Genomic DNA, 24,716 nt, shown 5'->3' on the forward strand with positions numbered 1-24,716 from the left:
CGATCCACTTGATGAAGTCGCCCGGGTCCTGTCAGCAATCTTGCCGGAATTCTCCTGGACGCCGGACGAGCGCGGTCTCGGCGGTCAACAGGGCAGCCGCCTCTGCCGGTTGACCTCCCGCACCCGCGCCCGCGCCCGCAACACCTCCTCCGGTGGCGCCGGCCCGACCGAACCCGGCGGGCAGTCCCACTCCCGGCCTCCGCCGACCGGCCGCAACTGCACTCTGCCGCCGACGTGGCCCATGACCTCGCCGATCCGGCCGTCCCGTACGTCGGTCACGTGCTCCCCGACGGCCGGCTGTTCGCCGCGCAGGACGGAGGCGAGGCGTTCGGCGGTGCGGGTGTTGCAGCGGCCGAGGTCGACGAGGGCGAAGGGTTCGTCGCTCGCGCCGGTGACGGGGTCGACGGCGAGAGAGGGCAGGACGACGCCGACACCCACGAGGGCCTCCCGCAGGGTTTCGACGACTTCTTCGGTCGACCGCACGTTGCTCGTACCTCCACGCTGAGTTTGCGATTCGCAACACAGCGTGTCGGCCAGATGCCTAACCTGGCCATACGGGGCGGCCGAACAACCCCTGCTGTTAGACCGGGAGTTGCACATGCCAGGACCGAAGGACCTCGATCCGTCGTCATCGCCTCGCGCGCTGCTGGGGGCGGAGTTGCGCCATGCGCGCGAGAAGAAGGGGCTCAGCCAGGAGGCCCTGGGCGCCCAGGTGTTCGTGAGCGGCACGTTCATCGGGCAGCTGGAGGCGGGTACGCGGCGCTTGCAGGCAGACATGGCTCCACTGCTCGACAAGCTCCTCGGCACGGACGGCTTCTTCGAGCGGAACTGCGGCGCAGCCAACAAGTCCAAGTACCCCGAGCACTTCGCGGAGGCGGCGGAGGCAGAAGAGAACGCCACGGAGATCAGGGAGTACGCGCCACTCCTCATCCCTGGCCTGCTCCAGACGCCCGAGTACGCAAGGGCCGTGTGCCGGGCGTACCAGCCGACAGCGCCGGACGAGGAGATCGAGAAGCTCGTGGCGGCCCGTGTGGAGCGGGCTCGCATCCTCGACGGTCCAACATGCCCGTTGTTGTGGGCGGTACTTGACGAGGCGGCATTGCGTCGAGTGACAGGCGGGCGCGGGGTGATGACGAAGACGCTGAGCCACATCGCCGGTCTGATCCGCCTGTACCGGGTCATCGTGCAAGTCCTGCCGTTCGAGGCAGGAGCACACGCAGCAATGGAGGGCGCCATCAAACTGATGGACTTCGAGGCCGCCCCTCCACTGGTCTACTTCGAGGGTGTCGGCACCGGGCGCCTGGAGGACGACCCCGCTACCGTCAAGCAGCGGCGATACACCTTCGATCGCCTCGCGGCCTGCGCGCTCTCTCCGGAGAACTCCCTGGTCTTGATCGAGGCCATAGCGCAGGATTACGCCCATGAGGAGCATTCCTGAGTACGACCTGGACGCGGCCGTTTGGCACAAGTCCAGCTACAGCGGCGGCAGCGGCGGCAACTGCCTCGAAGTGTCCGACGGCCACCCCACCCTCGTCCCCGTCCGCGACTCCAAGAACCCCCACGGCCCGAAGCTCACGTTCCGGGCGGAGGCCTGGTCGGCATTTGTGGAGGGCGTGAAGGCGACGGCAAGTCGATGACGGGGGCTTGACCTACAGAGCACCGAAAAGCTCGAGGATTACGCAGACTGATACTCATGAACCACGCCCAGCTCACCGCTCTGGGCCGCGCCCTCCGCCTTCTGGGCGAGCACGGCGAGGCCCTCACCGCCGACACCCCGGACGCCAGGCTCCACGAGGTCAAGGCAGATCTCCGCCGCGCCCTGGACCTGCTGGACGAGAGCGTCACCTCCGCCGCGCCCGCCACCCGCTGCCCCGAGCACCCGAACGGCCCGGTCGACGAGAACGCCCACGACCTCTGTCTGCTGTGCGAGACCCGCCGCCGCGCGGCCCGCCGCGCCGAGTACAACGGCGGTCCCGTCCCCTCGCACGCCACCGAGACCGTCCCCTCCCGCTACGGCGTCAGCGCCGACCGCCCCCAGCCCCAGCAGCGCTGGCTGCCGGAGGCGTGGAACGGCCAGGCGTGGCAGCTGTGCGGCACTCCGCGCCGGGACCGACGCGAGGCCGAGCTCTACCTTGCCGCGCAGAGGCGTGGACCGAGGCCGGCGATGGCGTACCGGCTCGTCCATGAGTTCACCGACTACGAGGTGCTGCGCGTCTGGGGTACGCCGGTGAAGGTCGACATCGAGCCCCTCGGCAATCTCTAGCGGCTACTTCAGCAACGGCAGCTCACCGAACTCGTACCCCTCCCACAGCCGCCGCGACGCCTCCTCCGGATACGGCCTGACCTCCGGCTTCGCATCCAGCACCTGGACCAGCCGCTCCTCGTTCCCGTACGCCGGCCAGCCCGGCTCCCCGGTCCGCGCGAACGCCGTCCACGACGCCCGGAAGCGCGCCGACAGCTCCTCCGCCTCCGCCGGAACCCCGCTCCCGGCGAACAGCAGCAGCCCCAGATCCGCCTCGAACGTGCCGAAGAGCAGGGGGACGTCCAGGGCGTGGCACGCCCCGAGGACCCCGCCGCTCCCGGGCGCCGGCCAGGTCAGTTCATAGACGTGCGCCCGGCCGCCGGCCGCGATCTGCGCCTCGGCCAGCCGGAGCGTCGGCATCCCGAACAGCCAGTCCGTCTGCACCCGTTCGAACAGCTCACCGGGCGTCGCCTCCGGGAAGGCGGCACGATACGACAGCTCCCCCTCCGCGCCTCCCGGCGCGAATGTCCGGAGCGCCCAGGCCGCCTGTTCCTCCCCGATCTTCCCGAGCTGCCCGCCCATGACGAGGAACAGCCGGAACTCGTCGCGGTTGTGCCCGACCAGCAACTCCACGTCCCTCGCCGCGCCCGCCGCCACCGCCAGCCAGGGCGGGGCCGGCAGCACCTCGCCGTCCACCACGGGCGAGAAGGGAGTGGCCGTGGGCGCCACCTGCCCCCACCGGTCCGCGTACGCCCGCATTTTCGCACCCACCGCCTCGCCCGCCGCCGTGAGCCGGCGCGGATCGACCGTGGCCAGGTCGGCCGCGGTCGGCGACAGACCCGCCTGCGATGCGATCGCCCGGGCGATGTCCCGGGCCAGTTCGTCGGAGAAGTACGTTCCCGGCACACTCTGCGCGATCGCCCGCCGGAACAGCCCCCGCGCGCTCGGCATCGCCAGCAGCGAGGCCACCGACCCCGCGCCCGCCGACTCCCCGAAAACCGTGACCTGCCCGGGGTCGCCGCCGAACGCGATGATGTTGTCCCGCACCCATTCCAGCGCGGCGACCTGGTCGAGCAGCCCCCGGTTGGCGGGCGCCCCGTCGATACGCGCGAATCCTTCGATGCCGACTCGGTAGTTGAGGGTGACGACGACCAAGTCGCCGTCCCGAGCCATGCGTTGGGCGTCATAGCCCGGGCTGCCGGAGTGGCCCAGCTTGTAGGCGCCGCCGTAGATCCACACCATCACCGGGCGGAGCGACGCCGAATCGGCCTCCGGGGTCCAGACGTTGACGGTCAGCCAGTCGTCGCCCTCGGGCACGTCGAGCACGCCCGTCCTGCCCATGAAGGCGGACTCCTGCGGAGGCGGCGGTCCGAAGGTGTACGCCTCCCGAGTCCCCTCCCAGGCCCGTACGGGCCGCGGCGCCCCGAACCGGGCCTCCCCGACCGGCGGTTCGGCGAACGGGATACCGCGGAAGACCGTCAGCCCGTCCTCCCGCCGCCCGCGCACGGCACCGGCGGCGGTGCGCACGACGAGCTTTTCGGCAGCCGAATCCCGCGCCTCGGTTGTCGTCATCCTCAGCCCAGCCTCTCGATCAGGTCCCGAGTCCGTTCCTCGTCCAGCTCGTACACGGTCTCGTGGGCGCGCGGGTCACGGGCGTGGAAGGTATGGAACATCGGCCCGCCCGACCCGTCACCGAGCTCCACCAGCGAGGCGGACGCCCCGCGCACCGCCCGCTCGGTCCCGGGCGCGGTGGTCAGGTCGATGCGGTTGACGATCCCCGGCGTGACCCACACCGGCACCGACTCCAACAGCCCGAAGAGCTGGAGGTGGTAGTGCCCGGAGAGTACGACCCGCACATCACTCCCCCGGACCGCCTCCGCCAACTCGCCCGGCTCGCGCAGCCCGAAGACGGGCTGGGTCGCCGAGATGCCGAGGGCGATCGGCGGATGATGAAAGGCGAGGACGGTGCCCCGCTCAGCAGGCTCACTCAACACACCCCGCAACCACTCCAGTTGGGCCGCACCCAAGCGCCCGTACACCTCCCCCGGCACGAGCGAGTCCAGCGTCACGAAGCGCCACCCGCCCACCGTGCTCACCGCACACCGCTCGGCGCCGGTGGTGTGCGCACGGTCGCTGCCGTCGACGGCGAGATGCCCGCTGCCGAGCACCTTGGCGAAGGCCTCGCGCTCGTCGTGGTTGCCGGTGGTGCAGAAGACGGGCGCGTCCATACGCCTCGCGAACTCGCCGATCAGGTCGCGCACGGTCGTGTACGCCTCCACCGCCCCGTCGTTGGCGAGGTCCCCGGTGACGACGATCGCGTCCACACCGCGCTGGTGCCGCAGTTCGTGGAGCATGAGCCGGAGCGAGTCGGTCGCGTTGACGCCGTGCTTGTCGGGGGTGTCGGTGCGCTCGATATGAGTGTCGGACAGATGCAGTATCCGCATGTCACGAAACGCTAGCGGCCCGCCACATCGTCGTCACCACCTGCCCCGTGGGGAGGACGATCTCGTCACGGACGGCGAAGCCCACGCTCTCGTACCGCTTGAGGTTGGCGGGATTGGTCGACTCCAGGTACGCGGGTGCGCCGACCTCGTCGATACGAGCGAGACTCTCGGCCAGCAGCGCCATGCCGAGCCCCTTGCCGCGGTGGTCGGTGTGGGTGCCCAGGATGGTGAGGTAGAAGAAGGGCTCGGCGGGATGGACCGCCTCGAACTGCTCCCCGACAGCCATGATCGCCCGAGCCGTGTCGGGATCCGTGACCCGCGCCAAGTTCCGCTCCAGCCCGGCCACTTCCTCCGGAAGGAGCTCGACCCCACCCGGCGGGATCCAAAGAGCGGCGGCCTCGGCGTCGGGCGTCACGAACGTCCACGGATACCGCAGGGCGGAGGTCACGTAGACCCGCCACATGACGGCTGCCTGGGCGGCCCGCCGCCGCTCGTCGGGGAACGCGGACCCCCACACCGGATCGTGGAAGAAGGCGCTGGTGAAAGTGGAGACGATGGAGTCGATGTCAGCGGGAGAGGCGAGACGGGCGGAGACGTGAGGCATGGCCTCACAGTACGCATTCATCCAACCCGCCCGGCACCCTCCAGCCCGTCCGGGGATACCCCCTCTGGGGGAGTTTGAGGACGAGGCCGAAGGCCGATGGGGGGCCGGGGGCGCAGCCCCCAGGGACAGCAACCCCCACCGCCCCGCACAATTTTCAGCTCAGCGAGCGCAGCGCTGCCGCGTCATACGGCGCCAGCTCATCCACCCGCCCCGCAAGAACCTTCGCCGCCCACTCCGGATCCTGCAGCAGCGCCCGACCGATCGCGACCATGTCGAACTCATCCGCCTCCAGCCGGTCGAGAAGGTTGTCGATGCCCTTGACCGGCGCCCCTTCGCCCTGGAAGCCCTTGAGGAAGTCACCGTCGAGGCCGACCGAGCCGACGGTGATGACCGGCTTGCCGGTGAGCTTCTTGGTCCACCCGGCCAGGTTCAGGTCCGAACCGTCGAACTCCGGCAGCCAGTAACGGCGGGTGGAGGCGTGGAAGACGTCGACACCGGCGGCGGCCAGCGGCGTGAGGATCGCCTCCAGCTCCTCCGGGGTCTCGGCGAGCCGCGCGGTGTACTCCTGCTGCTTCCACTGCGAGTAACGGAAGATGATCGGGAACTCGGGAGACACCGCCTCACGGACCGCCGCGACGATCTCCGCCGCGAACGTGACGCGGCCGACGGCGTCACCACCGTAGGCATCCGTACGGCGATTCGTGCCCGCCCACAGGAACTGGTCGAGGAGGTAGCCGTGGGCGCCGTGCAGCTCCACGCCGTCGAAGCCGATGCGCTCGGCGGCGGCAGCGGCCTCCGCAAACGCGCCGATGACGTCGTCCACGTCCTGCTGGGTCATCGCCTTGCCGGTCGGCTCGGCGCCCGCGTTCACCAGGCCGGAGGGGCCGACGGCGGGGGCGTCGGCGTACGGCGCCTGTCCCTGCTCGCGGACCATGCCGATGTGCCACAGCTGCGGGACGATCGTGCCGCCCGCCGCGTGCACGTCCTCGGCGACCTTGGCCCAGCCCGCGAGCTGCTCCTCACCGTGGAAGCGCGGTACGCGGTCGCTGTTGCCGGCCGAGTCATGGCCGACGTACGTGCCCTCGGTGACGATCAGCCCGACACCGGCGGCAGCACGGCGCGCGTAGTAGGAGCGCACGTCCTCGCCGGGGACGCCGCCCGGGGAGAACATCCGGGTCATCGGCGCCATCACGATGCGGTTCGGGACGGTGAGACCGCCGAGCGTGATCGGGCGGGACAGGATCTGGGCCGCTCGGGAGGCGGGCGTGGTGACGGTCACCTGGGGGACTCCTCATGAAGGCAGTGTTAACCGGGGGGTATGTGCACACGCATTGTTGCACCTTCTTAAGCAACCGCCTATGCGCTGCCTCACATGCCGGGCCGGACACGCCCGAGGGCGGCACCCCCCGTCTGTGACAGACAGGAAGTGCCGCCCTCGGTAAGGACGTTGATCAACCGAACCGGTCGATCAGAAGTCCATGTCACCGCCCGGCATACCGCCACCGGCGGGCGCGGCGGCCTTCTCCGGCTTGTCGGCGATGACGGCCTCGGTGGTGAGGAAGAGCGCGGCGATGGAGGCGGCGTTCTGCAGGGCAGAGCGCGTGACCTTCGCCGGGTCGATGATGCCTTCCTTGACCAGGTCGACGTACTCGCCGGTCGCGGCGTTCAGGCCGTGGCCCGGGGTCAGGTTGCGCACCTTCTCCACCACGACACCGCCCTCGAGGCCGGCGTTGACGGCGATCTGCTTCAGCGGGGCCTCGAGCGCGAGCTTCACGGCCTGGGCGCCGGTCGCCTCGTCACCCTCGAGGTCCAGCTTCTCGAAGACGGTGGACGCCTGGATGAGCGCGACGCCACCACCGGCGACGATGCCCTCCTCGACGGCGGCCTTCGCGTTGCGGACGGCGTCCTCGATGCGGTGCTTGCGCTCCTTGAGCTCCACCTCGGTGGCGGCACCGGCCTTGATGACCGCGACACCGCCGGCGAGCTTCGCCAGGCGCTCCTGCAGCTTCTCGCGGTCGTAGTCCGAGTCGCTGTTCTCGATCTCGGCGCGGATCTGGTTCACCCGGCCGGCGACCTGGTCCGAGGAGCCGGCACCGTCGACGATGGTGGTCTCGTCCTTGGTGATGACGACCTTGCGGGCCTTGCCCAGGAGGTCCAGGGAGGTGTTCTCGAGCTTGAGACCGACCTCCTCGGAGATGACCTCGCCGCCGGTGAGGATGGCGATGTCGTTGAGCATGGCCTTGCGGCGGTCGCCGAAGCCCGGGGCCTTGACGGCGACGGACTTGAAGGTGCCGCGGATCTTGTTGACGACCAGGGTCGACAGGGCCTCGCCCTCGACGTCCTCGGCGATGATCAGCAGCGGCTTGCCCGACTGCATGACCTTCTCCAGCAGCGGGAGCAGGTCCTTGACCGAGGAGATCTTGGAGTTGGCGATCAGGATGTACGGGTCGTCGAGGACGGCCTCCATACGCTCCATGTCGGTGGCGAAGTACGCCGAGATGTAGCCCTTGTCGAAGCGCATACCCTCGGTGAGCTCCAGCTCCAGACCGAAGGTCTGGGACTCCTCGACGGTGATGACGCCTTCCTTGCCGACCTTGTCCATGGCCTCGGCGATGAGCTCGCCGATCTGGGTGTCGGCGGCGGAGATGGAGGCCGTGGAAGCGATCTGCTCCTTGGTCTCGACATCCTTCGCCTGCTCGAGCAGGGCACCGGAGACGGCCTCGACGGCCTTCTCGATACCGCGCTTGAGGGCCATCGGGTTGGCGCCGGCGGCTACGTTGCGCAGGCCTTCCTTCACGAGGGCCTGGGCGAGAACGGTCGCGGTGGTCGTACCGTCACCGGCGACGTCGTCCGTCTTCTTGGCGACTTCCTTGACCAGCTCGGCGCCGATCTTCTCGTACGGGTCCTCGAGCTCGATCTCCTTGGCGATGGACACACCATCGTTGGTGATCGTGGGGGCGCCCCACTTCTTCTCGAGGACGACGTTGCGGCCCTTGGGGCCGAGCGTCACCTTCACGGCGTCCGCGAGCTGGTTCATGCCGCGCTCGAGGCCGCGCCGCGCCTCCTCGTCGAACGCGATGATCTTGGCCATGTGAAGTGGTCCCTCCAGGACTGGGGGTGATTCCTTCGGACCGCGCCCGCGCCCGCGACGGACGGCTCGCACACCTCGTGGTTCCTTGCCCCACCCGGCCTGCGGGCCTCACCGACCCGGTCCTTCTTTGTCACTCTCACCTTCAGAGTGCTAACGCCAATGATTAGCACTCGCCCCTCCCGAGTGCAAGGTGCGCCCGCGGAGCGGGCTCGTTGAGGGGTGGTGGTCGGGCGACGGGTGGGCGCAAGCGCCCCTCACGGGCCGGGCCCACCCCCGGGCTCGGCTCCCAACCCGCCCCCGGACATGCCGAGGGGCCCGCACCTGCTGGTGCGGGCCCCTCGAAGAAGAACGTCGCTGCAGTTAACCCGGCGCGTGCTTCAGCTGGTCGCCAGACGGACCATGTCCGCCTGCGGCCCCTTCTGGCCCTGCGAGATCTCGAAATCGACCCGCTGACCCTCTTCCAGGGTGCGGTAGCCGTCCATCTGAATCGCGCTGTAGTGGACGAAAACATCCGCACCACCGTCGACCGCGATGAAGCCGTACCCCTTCTCCGCGTTGAACCACTTGACGGTGCCCTGAGCCATGCCTAACTCCCCTATTACTGGCCCTTGCACAGATCCACACTTCGCGGATCCGGGTCAGACCTCACCCCCCACGGTTGGGGGCGTGCGCCGGAACGCGTCGACCGCGGCTGAATGTATCTGCCCAACTGCCGTCTGCAACAGGTCAATCGGACGAGAATTCCGGGCAAGACCGGTCGGGAATTTACGGAGAATTCGCCTGAATTCAGGGCAAGTCGGGCCCCATAAAAGGAGCATAAGACGCAAAAGACCTGCACACTTTGGCTGCTTCTCATCGCATCCGAAGTCAGTACTCATATGCATCCGGCATGCAGAAAGCAGCAGGTTCCCCAACTGTACCGTGCTCAACCATGCAGAATTGCCCCCTCCGCTTCTCTCACGGAGGGGGCAATTCAGTGAACTCTTGGTAACCGGCGTTACCGACGGTAATAATCGGGGCGGCCGGTACGCTCCGTCAGCCTCCGGCGACGGCCGGGATGATCGAGACGCCCGCACCGTCCGGAGTCGCCGTCTCCAGCCCCTGCTCGAACCGCACGTCGTCGTCGTTCACGTACACATTGACGAAGCGGCGAAGCTTCCCCTGGTCGTCGAGAACCCGGGCAGCGATCCCGGTGTGGTTCTTCTCCAGGTCGGCAATGACCTCGGCGAGGGTGCCACCCTCGGCGGTCACCTCGGCCTGGCCACCGGTGTAGGTACGCAGGATGGTGGGGATGCGGACGTTGACGCTCACGATGGAACCTCCGGGTCAGGTATCGGGCTTTCGGGGGCGCGGGGCTGTGTTGAATGTGCGGCTACCGCCACGTGGGCGCGACCAGCCCCCACCGGCCCGCAGACGAAAACGACTAGGCGAGCCCAGCCTCACGGAACGAGTCCAGGTTGGGGCGGATGGTCGCCGTAAGCCCAGTGCCGGCCACCGCGTCCAGCGTCTTGAGCCCATCGCCGGTGTTCAGCACGACCGTGGTCAGCGTCGGATCCAGCAGACCGTTCTCGATCAGCTTCTTCGTCACGCCGACGGTCACACCCCCGGCGGTCTCCGCGAAGATGCCCTCGGTCCGCGCAAGCAGCTTGATCGCGTCGACGACCTGCTCGTCGTTGACGTCCTCCACCGCACCACCCGTACGCCGCGCGATGTCGAGGACATACGGACCGTCCGCCGGGTTGCCGATCGCCAGCGACTTGGCGATCGTGTTCGGCTTCTGCGGCCGTACGACGTCGTGGCCCGCCTTGTACGCGACCGACACCGGCGAGCAGCCCTCCGCCTGGGCGCCGAAGATCTTGTACGGCTTGTCCTCGACGAGCCCGAGCTTGATCAGCTCCTGCAGCCCCTTGTCGATCTTCGTGAGCTGCGAGCCGGAGGCGATCGGCACGACCAGCTGGTCCGGCAGCTGCCAGCCGAGCTGCTCGCAGATCTCGTACGCCAGGGTCTTGGAGCCCTCGGCGTAGTACGGCCGCAGGTTGACGTTGACGAAGCCCCAGCCCTCGCCGGCCGGGTCGCCGATCAGCTCGGAGCAGAAGCGGTTCACGTCGTCGTAGTTGCCCTCGATGCCGACGAGCTCGCCGCCGTAGATCGCGGCCATGACGACCTTGCCCTGCTCGAGGTCGTGCGGGATGAACACGCAGGAGCGGAAGCCGGCGCGGGCCGCCGCGGCGCCCACCGCACCGGCCAGGTTGCCGGTGGAGGAGCAGGAGAGGGTGGTGAAGCCGAAGGCCCGCGCGGCCTCCAGCGCCTGGGCGACGACGCGGTCCTTGAAGGAGTGCGTCGGGTTACCGGAGTCGTCCTTCACATACAAACCACCGGTGACACCGAGCTCGCGCGCCAGGTTCTCGGCCTTGACGAGCTTGGTCCAGCCGGGGTTGATGTTCGGCTTGTCGGCCACGTCCGCCGGGACGGGCAGCAGCGGCGCGTAACGCCAGATGTTCGCGGGTCCCGCCTCGATCTGCTTGCGGAGCTCCTCGGTGTCGTAGGCCGAGAAGTCGTACGCGATCTCGAGCGGGCCGAAACACTCCTCGCAGGCGAAGACCGGTCCGAGGGGTACCCGGTGACCGCACTCGCGGCAGGAGAGCGCCGCGGCGGGACCGAGGTCGACGGTGGAATCCGTGTTGCTTGCAACAGTCTGCACAGCCATGTGAGGCGAGGCCCTTTCTCCTCATCTTCCTCACGACGCATCTCGCCGTGAGACGGATTTGGCACCTTCCCTAGCCGGGAGCCTCGCGGAATGATCAACATTGATCTACGAGAGCCGACTGGAGGGTTGCCGGGGCTTCATCGGGCCGTTTCCCTCTGCCCCTCTGGATGAGCGGTATGCGGTTGTAAACGCGGGCCGACCCCCGACATGCGATGGTCACCAGCGTTGTTCAAGACTGTAACCGAAGGCCAGGACAGTTGAGATAGCCGTCCGAACCGCGAGATGGATCACATGATGATCCGGTATCGCCGAGAGAACGCAGAGGAGCCGCCTACGTGCTGGAAGAAGTCGAGCGCTGGCTGAGCACCCGCTCCTGGTCGCTGACCGATCGCCCGCTGCACAAGATCCTGGCCGCAAAGCAGCGCACGGGCCAGTCGGTCAGTGTCGTGCTGCCCGCGCTCAACGAGGAGGAGACGGTCGGCGACATCGTCGCGATCATCCGTCACGACCTCATGCAGCAGGTCCCGCTGGTCGACGAGATCGTCGTCGTCGACTCCGGATCCACCGACCGTACGTCCGAGGTCGCCGCGGCGGCCGGGGCGAGGGTCGTCCACCGTGACGAGATCCTGCCCCGCATCCCGACCGTCCCCGGCAAGGGCGAGGTCCTGTGGCGCTCCCTGCTCGTCACGAGCGGGGACATCGTCTGCTTCATCGACGCCGACCTGAAGGAGTTCTCCTCCGACTTCGTCTCCGGCATCGTCGGCCCGCTGCTCACGAACCCCGGGATCGATCTGGTCAAGGGCATGTACGACCGCCCGCTGGCCGGCACCGCGGGCCAGGGCGGCCGGGTCACCGAGCTCATGGCGCGCCCGCTGCTGAACATGCACTGGCCGCAGCTGGCCGGCTTCGTGCAGCCGCTCGGCGGCGAGTACGCGGCCCGGCGCAGCCTGCTGGAGCAGCTGCCGTTCCCGGTGGGATACGGCGTCGAGCTGGGCATGCTCGTCGACGCGCTGCACCTGGTGGGCCTCGACGCCCTCGCCCAGGTCGACGTCGGCGTGCGCAAGCACCGCCACCAGGACGGGCAGGCGCTCGGCCGGATGGCGGCGGCGATCTACCGCACGGCCCAGCTGCGGCTGGCCCGCGGGCACCTCATCCGCCCCTCCCTCACCCAGTTCGAACGGGGCGAGGACGGCTTCGAGCCGCGCACCTACTCGGTGGACACGGAGGAGCGGCCGCCGATGGCGGAGATCGCGGAGTACGCCTCGCGGAAGGTCGCCTGAGGGCGCACGTTACGTGCCGTATACGGTGCATCCGCTGAGGGCGACCAAACGTTTGAGCGTTTCCGGGCCGGGCTAGGTTGAGGCGTATGGCTTCCACGCACGGCGCTGCTCATCAGGTGCTGGTCGCGTCCAACCGCGGCCCGGTCTCGTACGAAGTGCAGGAGGACGGCTCGCTGGCCGCCAAGCGCGGCGGCGGCGGGCTGGTCTCCGGTCTGTCCGCGATCGGGCCCGACGCGGGCGCCCTGTGGGTGTGCTCGGCGCTGTCCGACGGCGACCGCGAGGCCGTGCGGCGCGGGGTCGGCGAGGACGGCGTGCGGATGCTGGACATCCCGGCCGACGTGCACGCGGACGCGTACAACGGCATCGCGAACTCGGTCCTCTGGTTCGTCCACCACATGCTGTACCAGACGCCTCTGGAGCCGGTCTTCGACGCGGAGTTCCGGCGCCAGTGGGCGTCGTACGAGACCTACAACCGGGCCTTCGCCGAGGCGCTCGCCGAGGAGGCGGCCGAGGGCGCGGCGGTGCTGGTGCAGGACTACCACCTGTGTCTGGTGCCGGGCATGCTGCGGGAGCTGCGGCCGGACCTGCGGATCGGCCACTTCTCGCACACGCCGTGGGCGCCGGTGGAGTACTTCCGGATGCTGCCGGACGATGTCCGGACGCGGCTGATGGAGGGCATGCTCGGGGCCGACCGGGTGGCCTTTCTGACCTGGCCGTGGGCGACCGCGTTCCAGGAGTGCGCGGGAGATGTCGACACTCGTCGCTGGCTCTCGGCGTGGCCGTCGGGCGCCCCCAGGTCGATCGAGCACCTCAAGGACGAGCGGATCGACCGCCGCACGTACATCGGCGTCCACGGCCTCGGCGCCGACGCCGAGTTCCTGCAGGCCCGCTCCCGCGAGGCGGACGTCCAGGAGCGCATGCGTGCCCTGCGCGCGGAGATCGGCGAGGGCCGCAAGGCCGTCGTCCGGGTCGACCGGACGGAGCTGTCGAAGAACATCGTGCGCGGCCTGCTGGCCTACCGGCAGCTCCTCGACGACCACCCCGAGTGGCGCGAGCGCGTCGTGCACGTCGCCTTCGCCTACCCCTCCCGCCAGGACCTCGCCGTCTACCGGGACTACACGGCCGAGGTGCAGCGGCTGGCGGAGGAGATCAACTCCCAGTACGGGACCCCGGGTTGGACCCCGGTGGTGCTGCACGTCAAGGACGACTTCGCGCGCTCCCTGGCCGCGTACCGGCTCGCCGACGTGGCCCTCGTCAACCCCATCCGGGACGGCATGAACCTGGTCGCGAAGGAGGTGCCGGTCGTCTCCGACCACGGGTGCGTGCTGGTGCTGTCGCGGGAGGCGGGGGCGTACCAGGAGCTGGGCAAGGACGCGATCGCCGTGAACCCCTACGACGTGGTCGGCACCGCGCGGGCGCTGCACGAGGCGCTGACGATGCCGGCGGAGGAGCGGGCGGAGCGGACGAAGCGGCTGGCGGCAGCGGCGACCGCGCTGCCGCCGGCACAGTGGTTCCTGGACCAGCTGCAGGCCCTGCGCGAGCTGACCGATCAGCCCGCCTGAGCCGCCAGTCCCCGCAGCAGTCGTACGACACCCTCCGGGCCGTCCACCACGATGTCCGCCCGCTCCCGCAGTTCCGTCACCTCGTCGCTGCCGCTGCACACCAGCAGGCCCGGTACGCCGTCCGAGCGGAGTTTGTCCACGGCGGCGAAGGCGGGCAGGTCGCCGAGGTCGTCGCCGGCGTACAGGACGGCCTCGGCGGAGATCTCGCGGACGTACTCCAGCAGGGCCACGCCCTTGTCCATGCCCGGCGGGCGCAGCTCCAGGACCATGCGGCCCGGCTCGACGATCAGGCCGTGCCGCGTGGCGAGGTCGGTGAGGGGCTCGCGCAGGGCCTCGAACGCGGCCTGGGGGTCGGCGGCCCTGCGGGTGTGCACGGCGACGGCGCGGCCCTTCTCCTCGATCCAGGTGCCCTGCCAGGCGCCGATCCGGTCGAGGAAACCGGGCAGTTCGGCCCGGACGGCCGCGACGCCGGGGTGCGGGGCGGGCGCGCTGACCTCGCCGCTGACCGCGTCCCAGCGCTCGGCGCCGTAGTGGCCGAGGACGACGAGGTGCTCCAGGCCGGGGACGCCCGCGAAGCCCCCGTGCCGCACGGCCACGCCGGCCGGGCGGCCGGTGACCACCGCGACGGAGGCGACCTTCGGGGCGAGGACGGCGAGCGCGGGGACCGCGGCCGGGTGGGCGCGGGCCTGCTCGGGGTCCGGGACGATCGGGGCGAGGGTGCCGTCGAAGTCGAGGCCGATCACCGTCTTCCCGGGGTTCGCGAGGATCGCGGCGAGCCCGTCACGACCGGCCTGTGTGGCGGGTGTCGGCAGGGGGTCCATGGAGTGCGTCGAGTCCGTGTCCGTATGGGTGCCCATACGGCGACCTTAACCGCGAGCAGCCCGGCGCACCCATGGCTCATCGGCGCATGCCCGTCAGCGCTCCGCCCGGCTCAGCGCTCCGCCCGGCGGGTCTCCCGGACCCTGCGGAGTCTGTTCACCGTCACCGGGTCGTGGGCGAGGGCCCGCTCGTCGTCCAGCAGGGCGTTCAGGAGCTGGTAGTAGCGCACGGGGGCCAGGCCCAGCTCCTCGCGTATCGCGCGCTCCTTGGCGCCGGGGCCCGGAAAGCCCCGGCGCTCGAGGGCGAGGATGGCCTGCTCGCGGTCGCCCAACTGCTCCTGGTCCATGCTCCGAACCGTAGCTCCCGGCACCGACAACGGCCGTCGACCGGCGGGCGGCTACTGCGCGTTCTGCGCCGTGGACGCCGTCGCCTGCAGCTGCGCGAGGACGGCCGCGGGGCTGCCGGAGGGGGCGACGGCCTGGCCTATGCGCTTCTTGACGGCCGCGCTGACCGCGGCCCATGAGGTCTCGCCGACCGGATACAGCTCGGAGACCGGCAGTTCCTCGAGGAACGGCTTGAGGTCGGCGTCCTGCTTGTCGTCGGTCATGGCCTGCGAGGCGGAGTTGGTGACGGGCAGCAGGTCGTACTCGCGGGAGAAGGCGAGCACGTTCTTCTCGTCGTAGACGAAGTCGAGGAAATCGCCGACCTGCTCGGCGTGACCGTTCTTCTTGAAGGCCATCATCCAGTCGGCTACGCCCATGGAGTTCTTGGTCTCGCCGTCCACACCGGGCATCGGCACCATGCCGAACTTCACACCCTTCTTCGCGGCGATCTTCATCAGCGAGGGGTGCCCGTTGAGCATGCCGACATCGCCCTTGGCGAAGGCCGCGAAGGCGGCGGCGCGGTTGAACCTGCCGGGTGCGACCGGCCCGGTCAGGCCCTTGCCGACCAGGTCGTCCTTGAGCCAGCTGAAGGTGGCGACGTTCTGCGCGGAGTCGATGCCGTAGGTGCCGACGGTGTCGGTGTAGCCGCCCCCGCCGCTCAGCAGCCACTGCATCGTCTCGGCCTGCGCCTCCTCCGGCCCGAGCGGCAGCGCGTACGGGTACTTCACGCCTCGCGCCTTGAGCACCCTGGCGTCGGCGGCGAGCTCGTTCCAGGTCTTCGGCGGGGTGAGGCCGGCCGCCTTGAAGAGGGTCTTGTTGTAGAAGAGCAGCCGCGTGGAGGCGGCGAACGGCAGCCCGTACTGAACGTCCTTGACCTGCCCCGCGGTCACCAGCTGGGAGGCGAAGTCGGCCTGCGTGGTGATGGAGAGCAGATCGTCGGCCGAGTAGAGCAGACCCTTGGCCGCGTAGTCGGAGTAGGCGCCGATCTGCGCCATGTCGGGCGCCTTGCCGGCGTCCACCAGCTCCTTGACCTTGCGGTCGACGTCGTTCCAGGAGTAGACGCTGACCTCGACCTTCACGCCCGGGTGCTTGGCCTCGTACTCCTCGACCAGCTTGTCCCAGTACTTCTGGGAGCCGTTGGCGGCCGAGTCCCCGTAGTCCGCCGCGACCAGCTTCAGGGTGACGTCTCCCGAACTGCCGGTGAGGCCGCAGCCGCCGAGGACCGCCGTCATGCCCAGCACGGACACTCCCGCGATCGTTCCTGTCCTACGCCGCTGCCACCGCTGCACCGCTTCCGCCCCAACCCTTGCTGTCTCGTCGTTCAATATGTGGACAGCATAGGTCTACACCACGTAAGTGGACTAGACCTCTTAAGGGTCCTGGGGTCACACTGTCATCCGTGAGACATGTCATCGCCCTCGATGTGGGCGGCACCGGGATGAAGGCGGCGCTGGTCGCGGCCGGCGGCGAGCTGCTGTACCAGTCCCGCCGTGCGACCGGGCGCGAGCGCGGGCCGGACGCGGTCGTCGAGGGCATCCTCGACTTCGCCGCCGAACTGCGCGCGTACGGCGCCGAGCACTTCGGCGAGCCCGCGTCCGCCGCCGGCGTCGCGGTCCCCGGCATCGTCGACGAGGAGCACGGCGTCGCCGCCTACTCGGCCAACCTGGGCTGGCGCGACGTACCCCTGCGCGACCTGCTGGGTTCGGTACTGGACGCCCCCGTCGCCCTCGGCCACGACGTGCGCACCGGCGGGCTCGCGGAAGGCCGGATCGGCGCCGGACAGGGCGCCGACCGCTTCCTGTTCGTCCCCCTCGGCACCGGCATCGCGGGCGCCATCGGCATCGCGGGCCGGGTGGAGGCGGGCGCGCACGGCTTCGCGGGAGAGATCGGCCACATCGTCGTACGGCCCGGGGGAACCCCCTGTCCGTGCGGCCAGGTCGGCTGCCTCGAGCGATACGCCTCCGCGGCCGCCGTCAGCGAGGCATGGGCGTCGGCCTCCGGCGCCCCGGACGCCGACGCGGCCGACTGCGCGAAGGCCGTCGTGTCCGGCGACCCGAACGCCGTCCGGGTCTGGCAGGAGGCGGTGGACGCCCTGGCCGACGGCCTGGTCACCGCCCTCACCCTGCTGGACCCGCGCACCCTGATCATCGGTGGCGGCCTGGCGGAGGCGGGGGAAACCTTGTTCACACCGCTGAGGGAGGCCGTCCACCGCCGGGTCACCTTCCAGAAGCTGCCGTCGATCGTCCCCGCGGCGCTGGGGGACACGGCGGGTTGTCTCGGTGCCGGGCTGATGGCCTGGGACCTCCTCACCACAACTGACCGCATGGAGGTAACGCCCTGATGGCAACCCCCCCAGGGGCGCGGGTCCCTGTTGAATCTGCGGCTACCGCCGCGTTGGCGCGACCAGCCACGACACACCCGCAGGTACTCGCCGGCGGCCGGGTGGTGCTGCCCACCGGGACGGTCACCGACGGTCGCGTCATCGTCGAGGGCACCCGAATCGCCGGCTCCGCGCCAGAGAACGCCCAGGTCATCGACGTCACCGGCCACTACGTGGTGCCCGGCTTCGTCGACATCCACAACCACGGCGGCGGCGGCGCCTCCTTCACGTCCGGCACGGTCGAAGACGTTCTCAAGGGCATCCACACCCACCGGCTCCACGGCACCACCACCCTCGTCGCCTCGACGGTCACCGGAGACATGGACTTCCTCGCCCAGCGGGCGGGGCTGCTGAGCGAGCTCGCCGAGCAGGGGGACATCGCCGGCATCCACTTCGAGGGGCCGTTCATCTCGCCGTGCCGCAAGGGCGCGCACTCCGAGGAGCTGCTGCGCGACCCCGAACCGGCGGAGGTCCGCAAACTGATCGACGCGGCGCGCGGCAGGGCGAAGATGGTCACCCTCGCCACCGAACTCCCCGGCGGAATCGACTCCGTGAGGCTGCTCGCCGAACACGGCGTCATCGCGGCGATCGGGCACACCGACGCGACGTACGAGCAGACGGTGGAGGCCATCGAGGCCGGCGCCACGGTCGCGACGCACCTCTTCAACGCCATGCCGCAGATAGGCCATCGCGCCCCCGGTCCGATCACCGCCCTCCTGGAGGACGACCGCATCACCGTGGAGCTGATCGACGACGGCACCCACCTGCATCCCGCCTCCCTGCAGCTGGCGTTCCATCACGCGGGCGCGGGCCGGGTCGCCTTCATCACAGACGCGATGGACGCGGCCGGTTTCGGCGACGGCAGGTACATGCTCGGACCGCTGGAGGTCGAGGTCAGCGAGGGCGTCGCCCGCCTGGTGGACGGCGGCTCCATCGCGGGATCGACGCTCACGCTGGACCGCGCGTTCAAGCGGGCGGTGACGATCGACCGACTGCCGGTGGAGGACGTGGTCGCGGCCATCTCGGCCAACCCGGCCAAGCTGCTCGGCATGTACGACCGGATCGGCTCCCTGGAGCCCGGAAAGGACGCCGACCTGGTGGTTCTTGACCATCAATTCGCCCTCAAGGGCGTGATGCGCCGGGGTGAATGGGTGGTCGATCCCCAACTGGGGTGATCTGTCCGGCTGTTGAGGGCGGCGGTTGTCCTGCAAAACTGGGACGGCCGTCGTCCGTTTGGCATGATCACCCTTCCGAGCGGACAGACAGCAAGCGCATTCCGTACTGTCGCTGGAACTTTCTTCGGGGGAGGTCGGCCCAGGTGATCCTCACGGTCACGCTGAACACCGCTCTCGACATCACCTATCGGGTCGCAGCGCTCAGGCCGCATACCACCCACCGGGTCACCGAGGTGACGGAACGGCCGGGCGGCAAGGGCCTGAACGTGGCCCGCGTCCTCGCGGCCCTCGGCCACGAGGTGACGGTCACCGGCTTCACGGGCGGCGCCACCGGCCGCGCCGTGCAGGAACAACTCGCCGCCGTACCGCAGGTGGTGGACGCCCTCGTCCCCGTCACCGGCGCCAGCCGCCGCACGATCGCGGTGGTCGACGAGCGGACCGGCGACACCACCCAGCTCAACGAGCCCGGCCCGGTCGTCACCCCCACCGAGTGGTCAGCCTTCCAGGAGGCCTACGAGGACCTGCTCCCGTCGGCCAACGCGGTGGCCCTGTGCGGCAGCCTGCCACCTGGCGTGCCGGTCGGTGCCTACGCCGGCCTGGTCCGGACCGCGAGGGCGGCCGGAGTCCCCGTACTCCTCGACACGAGCGGCGAACCGCTGCGCCGCGGGGTGGCCGCCCGCCCGGACATCATCAAGCCGAACGCCGACGAACTGGCCGAACTCACCGGCTCCCACGAGCCGCTGCGCGCCACCCAGGACGCCCGCCGCCGCGGCGCCCACGCGGTGGTCGCCTCCCTCGGCACGGACGGCCTCCTGGCGGTGACCCCCGAGGGCCGCTGGCGCGCCACCCCACCCACCCACGTCCACGGCAACCCGACCGGCGCAGGCGACTCGGCAGTCGCAGGCCTCCTGTCGGGCCTGGTCGAGGACCTGCCCTGGCCGGACCGCCTGGCCCGCGCGGTGGCCCTGTCGGCGGCGACCGTGCTGGCGCCGGTGGCGGGGGAGTTCAGGCGCGCGGCGTACGAGGAGCTACTGCCTCAGGTCGACATGAGGGCGTCGGCATGACACTCGGCAGTAAACGGCGGGAAAACCGGCGCCCTCGCCACCCGATTTGCCGCGCCGTTTCGCTTGTCTTTTCCGGGGGGGATGGTCGTAGGCATGCTTTGCCTTTATGGTCGGCTATTCGTGACGTTCCAACATTGAGCCGACACCGCTGTCCTCGGCTTGGCCGAGAAACGCCCTTCCCTTCACGCCGGGCCGGATGATCAGATGATCACCCGTTCGCTGCATGACCAGTAGCGAAAGACAAAGGGGGAACCTCATATGAGCATGCTCAGGAAAAGCCTGACGACAGTGGCTGTGGCCGGCGTATTGCTGGGCGGCGCCTTTGCCTCACCGGCAGCGGCGGCCGATCCCAATACCTGCCCGCAAGGGAAGGTCTGCGGATGGTCCAAGGCGAACAGGACCGGAACCAGGACCGTCATGTCCGTGACGCCCGGCTGCTATCCGTTCACCACTGCCCGGTCCGTCTCGAACCAGACGTCCTATCGGATCGAGTTCTGGCACATCACGCCCGGCACCGGCTGCGGCGTCGGCACCAAGCTACTCACTCTGAAGCCGCACACCTACTCGGACAACACCCATGGCACCGTTACGGGGATTGAGGTCTGGGCAAGTTAGTACCGGCCTTACGACGGTCCGCCGGTAACGACCGGCGGACCGTTCGGCTATCCGCCCTCTACTGCAGCCACAGTTGGTCCACGAGGGCATTGCACTGATTCCCCTGGCCGCAGGAGAGCGTCAGCGTGTTGCTGCCCTTGGTCAACTTCACCGGAGCCCAGGTGGACTGCCAGTTCTTCGCGAGGTCGGTGTCCGACGACTTGATGAAGTTCTTCATGCCCAACGGCTGTTGGTTGGGTTTGCCGTTGACCGTCAGCGTCGCGTTGGCATCCACGGCGGGAATGCTGTACTGCACGTACAGGCGGTACGAGCCGGCCTTCTGGATGTCAACGGTCCAGGTGATCGAAGCGCCGACGTTGTTGAAGCCCGTCACATAGACGCCGCCGTCCGCTTTGGCCCCCTCGACGTCCGAGGCCTTGGTCGCGCCGCCGCCCAGCTGGAGGTCCTTGGCGTCGGTCTTCGGCAGGTCGGTGCTGGCCGCGCTGGCGCTCGCCGATTGGCTCGGCTCGGAGCTCTGCGAAGTGGACGGCGTGGTCGAGGCGTCGCCGCCCGCCTTGTCGTCCGACGAGTCGCCGCCCAGCATCGCCACACCGATGCCGATCACGACCGCGGCGACCACCGCGATCGCACCGATCAGCAGCCCCTTGGTGTTGGGACCGCGGCGACCACCGCCGCCTCCGCTGTACCTCGGCTGCTGCGGAGCCGTGGGAGGACCGCCGGGGAACGTCTCCGGCGCGGCGTAGTGCGCGCTCGGCTGGCCGTGCGCGCCCTGCTGCTGCGGTATCTGGCCGTACGCGGCCGTCTGCTGAGGCTGGGCGGGCTGGCCGTACTGCCGCTGGCCGACCGAGCGGACCCGGTTGACGGAGTTCGGGTAGCCGTAGCCGCCGGACGGCGGCTGGGCGCCGTTGGCCTGCCCGTCGGCGTAGAGGTAGCCGAACGGGTCGTCGTCCTCGGGCGTGCTGGCGCCGTTGTTGCCGGACGTCATCCCTTGGTACTCCTCAGCGGTGCGGGTCGGGTGCGATACGTGGGGTCAGAATGGCGAGCCTACCCGCTCCTGCTGCCCCAAACGGGTGACTCGGATCGCATCGTTCCGCGGCTCCGGTCCCTGACCAGGGAATCAACCGGCCCGTCTGTGCTGTTTGGGACGAGATCGTTTCTCTACGTACATCCGCTCGTCGGCGGACTTCAACACTTCGTCCGCAGTCATGCCGCAGTGTGCCCAGCCGATGCCGAAGCTGGCGCCCACGCGGACGGCCCGTCCCTCGGCCCGGATCGGCTGGATGATCTCGTTGCGCAGACGTACGGCGAGGTCCGCGGCGTCGGCACGGCCGAGCCCGTCGGCGAGGATCACGAACTCGTCGCCGCCGAGCCGGGCGACCGTGTCGCCGTCGCGCACGGCTCGGGACAGCCGCCGGGCGACCTCGATGAGGACCGCGTCACCGGCGTTGTGCCCGAACCGGTCGTTGATCGACTTGAAGCCGTCGAGGTCGCAGAAGAGCACCGCGAGGCCCTTGGTGCCGTCGTCGCGCTCGTTCTCGGGGGCGACGGTGTGCACATGGTGATCGAAGCCGTCGTAGACCTCGACGCCGCCGCCCGGACGGAAGTCGAAGCCGTGCCCGTTGGCGTCGTAGGCGGGGTGGCCGTAGGCCGCGTCCAGGGACTCCAGGGCGCCCGGATGGGTGGCGCGCGAACAGAGCCGGGACGAGAGGCGGGAGCGCAGCTCCGCGGAGTTCGGCAGCCCGGTGAGCGAGTCGTGGGAGGCGCGGTGGGCGAGCTGCAGCTCGCGGCGCTTGCGGTCCTCGATGTCCTCGACGTGGGTGAGCAGGAAGCGCGGGCCGTCGGCGGCGTCCGCGACGACGGAGTTGCGCAGGCTGACCCAGACGTACGTGCCGTCACGCCGCCCCAGGCGCAGCTCGGCGCGGCCGCCCTCGGCGGACGTACGCAGCAGTGTGCCGATGTCCTCGGGGTGGACGAGGTCGGAGAAGGAGTACCGGCGCATCGCGGAGGCGGGGCGCCCGAGCAGGCGGCACAGGGCGTCGTTGGTCCGCAGGATCCGGCCGTGCTGGTCGCCGCCCATCTCGGCGATGGCCATGCCGGAGGGGGCGTACTCGAAGGCCTGCCTGAAGCTTTCCTCACTCGCCCGCAGGGCCTGCTGCTCCCTTTCGAGTCTGACCAGTGCGCGCTGCATGTTGGCACGTAGACGCGCGTTGCTGATCGCGATCGCGCCCTGGAACGCGTACATCTGAAGCGCCTCGCGACCCCATGCGCCCGGTCGGCGGCCGTTGCGCGGCCGGTCCACGGACAGCACGCCGATCAGCTCGCCGCAGGAGCCGCCCGGGTTGCCGGGCGTGTACATCGGCGCGAAGAGCCGGTCGGAGGGGTGCCACTCGTCCTCGAAGCGGGGCGCCGGCCCGTCGGTGTACCACTGCGGGACGTCGTCGTCGTCGAGGATCCAGCCCTCGGTGTGCGGTATGAACACCAGGTCGCCCCAGTGCTCGCCCATGCTCAGCCGGCGCTCCCAGGACTCGCGGGAGCCGACCCGGCCGGTGATGAGTGCCTCGGCAGCGGGGTTGCCGGAGAAGGCGGCGACGACCAGGTCGCCGTCGGGGCGGACCAGGTTGACGCACGCCAGCTCGTACCCGAGACCGTTGACCACGCCGTCGGCGACGGTCTGCAGTGTGTCCGCCAGGCTGCGGGCCGTGTTCATGTCAGCCATGACCTGGTGCAATTGCCGCAGGGTCGCAAGACGGACGTAGGGCTCCGACTCGGTCTCCATGCTCGCCCTCCCCCCGAGACCTCGCAGTGAATCAAGGGTTCTCATCGGCGTATCGTCACTAGCAGCTTCCCCGCCACTGAATCACAGCGCGCTGCCCACTCGGTACACAGGGTCAACAATTAATGGCCCTTGTGACTCAAGTCACAGCGAAAGATGAACATTTGAGTGGTGTTTCTGCGGTTTCCCTGTGCGTTTGCTGAACGCAAACTTTGTGGGTATGTGGAGATGCCGCACAAGGGCACGTCGGGGACCGAGAACAATACGTCGAGAAACTCGGTCGGTGGTCCTAGGTCGCGCCTCGGCCCGAGGCCCGATGCGCCCCGCGCGGGCCGGACACTAGCGTTTCGGGCGTGCTGAACACTCCTGCCGCCACGTCCCCCACCGTCCCCGTGCCCGCTGCCCGGCATGCTGAGGGGGTGAGCAACGACGAGTTCCGCGCCGCCATGTCCCGGCTGGCCGCGGGCGTGGTCCTGGTGACCGCACAGGAGCTGCCGCTCGACCCGGACGACCCGTCCGCGCCGGGCGGCGAGGACGTCGGCATGACGGCCACGTCCTTCATGTCGGTGTCCCTGGACCCGCCCCTGGTCCTGGTGAGCCTGCGCGAGGGCTCCCGCATGGACGACCTGCTCGCCGAGCAGCCGCTGTGGGCGGTCTCGGTCCTGTCCGAGAGCCAGCGCCACATCGCCGGCCGCTTCGCGATGAAGGGCCGCATCAGCGACCGGCTGCTCTTCGAGGACATCCCGTACGTCCGCGGCGGGGCGACCGGCGCTCCCCTGGTGGGCGGAGCCCTGGCCACCCTGGAGTGCCGCACGGAGCAGCGCGTGACGTCCGGCGACCACACGCTGGTGATCGGCCGGGTCCTGACGGCGGGGGTACCGAGCGCGGACGGGGGGCCGCTGACGTATTTCCGGGGCCGGTACCGGCAGTTGGGGTGAGCCGGCGATTCCCGTGCACGCGCGCGTGGGCGCCAATTCCGTGGCACGCGCGCGTGGTGGCCTCCTAGGGTGCGCGCATGACGACGACCGGTCCCCGCCTCGAAGAGATCACCACCCGCAATCTCGACGCCGCCCTCGGCATCCGCATCCGCCCCGACCAGGAACACTCGGTCGAGCCGGTCGCGCACTCGCTGGCCGAGGCGTACGTCCGTCCCCCGGGTGTCGCTTGGCCGCGCCTGATCGTCGACGAGGGACGGCCCGTCGGCTTCCTGATGGCCTTTCTCGACATCGACTGGAACCAGGACGGCACCGACTTCCGTTCCGGCCTGTGGCGCCTGAACATCGCGGCCGAGGAACAGGGCCGCGGATACGGCCGGTTCGCGGTCGAGTCCGTGGCCGCCGAGATCCGCCGTCGCGGCGGCAAACAGCTCTACGTCACCTGGCACCCCGGCCCGGACGGCCCCGAGCGCTTCTACCTGGGCCTCGGCTTCCGTACGACCGGGGAGACGAGCGGCGGCCAGCCGGTCGGGGTGCTGGACCTCGGCTAGGGCTCTTCTGATGGATCTCCGTGGGAGAAGGAGCGGCGTTCGGTGCGTGCTCTCGGCGTGCCGGGCGGAAGCCCTCGTAGCGGAGCTACTA

25 protein-coding genes and 1 riboswitch are annotated in these 24,716 nt (G+C 69.8%); of the genes, 11 read left to right on the top strand and 14 right to left on the bottom strand.

What is annotated here, in order from left to right; genetic code table 11:
- Window positions 1–84: 84 nt before the first annotated feature.
- Window positions 85–483, bottom strand: coding sequence for a hypothetical protein (locus ABZ880_RS46345; protein ID WP_361276971.1), 399 nt, complete (start codon window positions 481–483; stop codon window positions 85–87).
- 115 nt (window positions 484–598) lie between these two features.
- Here ABZ880_RS46345 and ABZ880_RS46350 point away from each other — a divergent pair, with 115 nt between their 5' ends.
- From ABZ880_RS46350 to ABZ880_RS46360, 3 genes are read left to right on the top strand one after another with little or no spacing between them, the layout of a single operon-like run.
- Entirely contained in the window at window positions 599–1,438 is an 840-nt protein-coding gene (locus ABZ880_RS46350) for a helix-turn-helix transcriptional regulator (RefSeq protein ID WP_361276973.1), read from the top strand.
- The gene (locus tag ABZ880_RS46355; protein WP_361276976.1) at window positions 1,422–1,637 is read left to right on the top strand and encodes a DUF397 domain-containing protein; all 216 of its coding nucleotides are present in this window, start codon (window positions 1,422–1,424) and stop codon (window positions 1,635–1,637) included. Before ABZ880_RS46350 ends, ABZ880_RS46355 begins: the two co-directional genes overlap by 17 nt.
- Window positions 1,638–1,693: 56 nt before the next feature.
- Window positions 1,694–2,263: a hypothetical protein gene (locus tag ABZ880_RS46360; RefSeq protein WP_361276978.1), complete on the top strand. Its 570-nt coding sequence runs from the start codon at window positions 1,694–1,696 to the stop codon at window positions 2,261–2,263.
- Window positions 2,264–2,266: 3 nt separating this feature from the next.
- On the opposite strand, the gene ABZ880_RS46365 is transcribed toward ABZ880_RS46360, so the two are convergent.
- From ABZ880_RS46365 to thrC, 8 genes are all read right to left on the bottom strand, one after another.
- A complete protein-coding gene (locus ABZ880_RS46365) occupies window positions 2,267–3,814 on the bottom strand; it encodes a carboxylesterase family protein (RefSeq protein WP_361276980.1) in 1,548 nt (515 codons plus the stop codon).
- A gap of 2 nt (window positions 3,815–3,816) precedes the next feature.
- Window positions 3,817–4,686, bottom strand: a complete 870-nt coding sequence (locus tag ABZ880_RS46370; RefSeq protein ID WP_361276982.1) for a metallophosphoesterase — start codon at window positions 4,684–4,686, stop codon at window positions 3,817–3,819.
- Window position 4,687: 1 nt separating this feature from the next.
- Window positions 4,688–5,290 carry a GNAT family N-acetyltransferase gene (locus ABZ880_RS46375; RefSeq protein ID WP_361276984.1) on the bottom strand — a complete coding sequence of 201 codons (603 nt, stop codon included), beginning with the start codon at window positions 5,288–5,290 and terminating at the stop codon, window positions 4,688–4,690.
- Between the two features lie 154 nt (window positions 5,291–5,444).
- Window positions 5,445–6,569 carry an NADH:flavin oxidoreductase gene (locus tag ABZ880_RS46380; protein ID WP_361276986.1) on the bottom strand — a complete coding sequence of 375 codons (1,125 nt, stop codon included), beginning with the start codon at window positions 6,567–6,569 and terminating at the stop codon, window positions 5,445–5,447.
- 189 nt (window positions 6,570–6,758) lie between these two features.
- On the bottom strand, window positions 6,759–8,381 hold the full coding sequence (gene groL / locus ABZ880_RS46385; RefSeq protein ID WP_361276988.1) for a chaperonin GroEL: 1,623 nt from the start codon (window positions 8,379–8,381) through the stop codon (window positions 6,759–6,761).
- Window positions 8,382–8,758: 377 nt separating this feature from the next.
- The gene (locus ABZ880_RS46390; protein WP_019057200.1) at window positions 8,759–8,965 is read right to left on the bottom strand and encodes a cold-shock protein; all 207 of its coding nucleotides are present in this window, start codon (window positions 8,963–8,965) and stop codon (window positions 8,759–8,761) included.
- A gap of 451 nt (window positions 8,966–9,416) precedes the next feature.
- Window positions 9,417–9,692, bottom strand: coding sequence for a MoaD/ThiS family protein (locus tag ABZ880_RS46395; protein WP_189186171.1), 276 nt, complete (start codon window positions 9,690–9,692; stop codon window positions 9,417–9,419).
- Window positions 9,693–9,804: 112 nt separating this feature from the next.
- Window positions 9,805–11,088, bottom strand: coding sequence for a threonine synthase (gene thrC / locus ABZ880_RS46400; protein ID WP_361276991.1), 1,284 nt, complete (start codon window positions 11,086–11,088; stop codon window positions 9,805–9,807).
- A gap of 18 nt (window positions 11,089–11,106) precedes the next feature.
- A riboswitch (SAM riboswitch) is annotated at window positions 11,107–11,262 on the bottom strand.
- 161 nt (window positions 11,263–11,423) lie between these two features.
- Between thrC and ABZ880_RS46405 the strand changes: the two genes are divergently transcribed.
- Window positions 11,424–12,368 (top strand): glucosyl-3-phosphoglycerate synthase, encoded by a 945-nt coding sequence (locus ABZ880_RS46405; protein WP_361276993.1) that lies wholly within the window; start codon window positions 11,424–11,426, stop codon window positions 12,366–12,368.
- 86 nt (window positions 12,369–12,454) lie between these two features.
- Window positions 12,455–13,930 carry a trehalose-6-phosphate synthase gene (locus ABZ880_RS46410; RefSeq protein ID WP_361276995.1) on the top strand — a complete coding sequence of 492 codons (1,476 nt, stop codon included), beginning with the start codon at window positions 12,455–12,457 and terminating at the stop codon, window positions 13,928–13,930.
- On the opposite strand, the gene otsB is transcribed toward ABZ880_RS46410, so the two are convergent.
- The 3 genes from otsB to ABZ880_RS46425 form a co-directional block, all read right to left on the bottom strand.
- On the bottom strand, window positions 13,918–14,787 hold the full coding sequence (gene otsB / locus ABZ880_RS46415) for a trehalose-phosphatase (protein WP_361276997.1): 870 nt from the start codon (window positions 14,785–14,787) through the stop codon (window positions 13,918–13,920). The genes ABZ880_RS46410 and otsB overlap by 13 nt on opposite strands.
- 74 nt (window positions 14,788–14,861) lie before the next feature.
- A complete protein-coding gene (locus ABZ880_RS46420; RefSeq protein WP_266516752.1) occupies window positions 14,862–15,095 on the bottom strand; it encodes a DUF3263 domain-containing protein in 234 nt (77 codons plus the stop codon).
- Window positions 15,096–15,146: 51 nt separating this feature from the next.
- A complete protein-coding gene (locus ABZ880_RS46425) occupies window positions 15,147–16,364 on the bottom strand; it encodes an extracellular solute-binding protein (RefSeq protein WP_361277022.1) in 1,218 nt (405 codons plus the stop codon).
- Window positions 16,365–16,531: 167 nt separating this feature from the next.
- Here ABZ880_RS46425 and ABZ880_RS46430 point away from each other — a divergent pair, with 167 nt between their 5' ends.
- From ABZ880_RS46430 to ABZ880_RS46445, 4 genes are all read left to right on the top strand, one after another.
- On the top strand, window positions 16,532–17,473 hold the full coding sequence (locus tag ABZ880_RS46430; RefSeq protein ID WP_361277000.1) for an ROK family protein: 942 nt from the start codon (window positions 16,532–16,534) through the stop codon (window positions 17,471–17,473).
- A complete protein-coding gene (gene nagA, locus ABZ880_RS46435; protein ID WP_361277002.1) occupies window positions 17,473–18,687 on the top strand; it encodes an N-acetylglucosamine-6-phosphate deacetylase in 1,215 nt (404 codons plus the stop codon). Before ABZ880_RS46430 ends, nagA begins: the two co-directional genes overlap by 1 nt.
- A 143-nt stretch (window positions 18,688–18,830) precedes the next feature.
- Window positions 18,831–19,751 (top strand): 1-phosphofructokinase family hexose kinase, encoded by a 921-nt coding sequence (locus ABZ880_RS46440; RefSeq protein ID WP_361277004.1) that lies wholly within the window; start codon window positions 18,831–18,833, stop codon window positions 19,749–19,751.
- 258 nt (window positions 19,752–20,009) lie between these two features.
- Window positions 20,010–20,366 carry a peptidase inhibitor family I36 protein gene (locus ABZ880_RS46445; RefSeq protein ID WP_361277006.1) on the top strand — a complete coding sequence of 119 codons (357 nt, stop codon included), beginning with the start codon at window positions 20,010–20,012 and terminating at the stop codon, window positions 20,364–20,366.
- A 58-nt stretch (window positions 20,367–20,424) separates the two neighbouring features.
- Here ABZ880_RS46445 and ABZ880_RS46450 read toward each other — a convergent pair whose 3' ends face one another.
- Window positions 20,425–21,351 (bottom strand): CBM35 domain-containing protein, encoded by a 927-nt coding sequence (locus ABZ880_RS46450; RefSeq protein WP_361277008.1) that lies wholly within the window; start codon window positions 21,349–21,351, stop codon window positions 20,425–20,427.
- A gap of 132 nt (window positions 21,352–21,483) precedes the next feature.
- Window positions 21,484–23,142, bottom strand: a complete 1,659-nt coding sequence (gene cdgB / locus ABZ880_RS46455; RefSeq protein WP_361277010.1) for a diguanylate cyclase CdgB — start codon at window positions 23,140–23,142, stop codon at window positions 21,484–21,486.
- A gap of 350 nt (window positions 23,143–23,492) precedes the next feature.
- Between cdgB and ABZ880_RS46460 the strand changes: the two genes are divergently transcribed.
- Both ABZ880_RS46460 and ABZ880_RS46465 read left to right on the top strand, forming a co-directional pair.
- Complete coding sequence (locus ABZ880_RS46460; protein ID WP_361277012.1) at window positions 23,493–24,077, top strand: flavin reductase family protein; 585 nt, start codon at window positions 23,493–23,495, stop codon at window positions 24,075–24,077.
- A gap of 77 nt (window positions 24,078–24,154) precedes the next feature.
- Window positions 24,155–24,625: a GNAT family N-acetyltransferase gene (locus tag ABZ880_RS46465; protein WP_361277014.1), complete on the top strand. Its 471-nt coding sequence runs from the start codon at window positions 24,155–24,157 to the stop codon at window positions 24,623–24,625.
- The last annotated feature ends 91 nt before the right edge of the window (window positions 24,626–24,716 follow it).

This window comes from Streptomyces sp. NPDC047043 (genome assembly GCF_040644055.1).
In the GTDB taxonomy this organism is placed as follows: domain Bacteria; phylum Actinomycetota; class Actinomycetes; order Streptomycetales; family Streptomycetaceae; genus Streptomyces.

Bases quoted from the DNA above. Each gene is read 5' to 3' on its own strand.
- ABZ880_RS46450 (WP_361277008.1), bottom strand. From the start codon at position 21,351: ATGACGTCCGGCAACAACGGCGCCAGCACGCCCGAGGACGACGACCCG.
- ABZ880_RS46445 (WP_361277006.1), top strand. From the start codon at position 20,010: ATGAGCATGCTCAGGAAAAGCCTGACGACAGTGGCTGTGGCCGGCGTA.
- ABZ880_RS46420 (WP_266516752.1), bottom strand. From the start codon at position 15,095: ATGGACCAGGAGCAGTTGGGCGACCGCGAGCAGGCCATCCTCGCCCTC.
- ABZ880_RS46390 (WP_019057200.1), bottom strand. From the start codon at position 8,965: ATGGCTCAGGGCACCGTCAAGTGGTTCAACGCGGAGAAGGGGTACGGC.
- ABZ880_RS46350 (WP_361276973.1), top strand. From the start codon at position 599: ATGCCAGGACCGAAGGACCTCGATCCGTCGTCATCGCCTCGCGCGCTG.
- ABZ880_RS46465 (WP_361277014.1), top strand. From the start codon at position 24,155: ATGACGACGACCGGTCCCCGCCTCGAAGAGATCACCACCCGCAATCTC.
- ABZ880_RS46355 (WP_361276976.1), top strand. From the start codon at position 1,422: ATGAGGAGCATTCCTGAGTACGACCTGGACGCGGCCGTTTGGCACAAG.
- otsB (WP_361276997.1), bottom strand. From the start codon at position 14,787: ATGGGCACCCATACGGACACGGACTCGACGCACTCCATGGACCCCCTG.
- ABZ880_RS46360 (WP_361276978.1), top strand. From the start codon at position 1,694: ATGAACCACGCCCAGCTCACCGCTCTGGGCCGCGCCCTCCGCCTTCTG.
- ABZ880_RS46410 (WP_361276995.1), top strand. From the start codon at position 12,455: ATGGCTTCCACGCACGGCGCTGCTCATCAGGTGCTGGTCGCGTCCAAC.
- groL (WP_361276988.1), bottom strand. From the start codon at position 8,381: ATGGCCAAGATCATCGCGTTCGACGAGGAGGCGCGGCGCGGCCTCGAG.
- thrC (WP_361276991.1), bottom strand. From the start codon at position 11,088: ATGGCTGTGCAGACTGTTGCAAGCAACACGGATTCCACCGTCGACCTC.
- ABZ880_RS46365 (WP_361276980.1), bottom strand. From the start codon at position 3,814: ATGACGACAACCGAGGCGCGGGATTCGGCTGCCGAAAAGCTCGTCGTG.
- nagA (WP_361277002.1), top strand. From the start codon at position 17,473: ATGGCAACCCCCCCAGGGGCGCGGGTCCCTGTTGAATCTGCGGCTACC.
- cdgB (WP_361277010.1), bottom strand. From the start codon at position 23,142: ATGGAGACCGAGTCGGAGCCCTACGTCCGTCTTGCGACCCTGCGGCAA.
- ABZ880_RS46375 (WP_361276984.1), bottom strand. From the start codon at position 5,290: ATGCCTCACGTCTCCGCCCGTCTCGCCTCTCCCGCTGACATCGACTCC.
- ABZ880_RS46370 (WP_361276982.1), bottom strand. From the start codon at position 4,686: ATGCGGATACTGCATCTGTCCGACACTCATATCGAGCGCACCGACACC.
- ABZ880_RS46425 (WP_361277022.1), bottom strand. From the start codon at position 16,364: ATGACGGCGGTCCTCGGCGGCTGCGGCCTCACCGGCAGTTCGGGAGAC.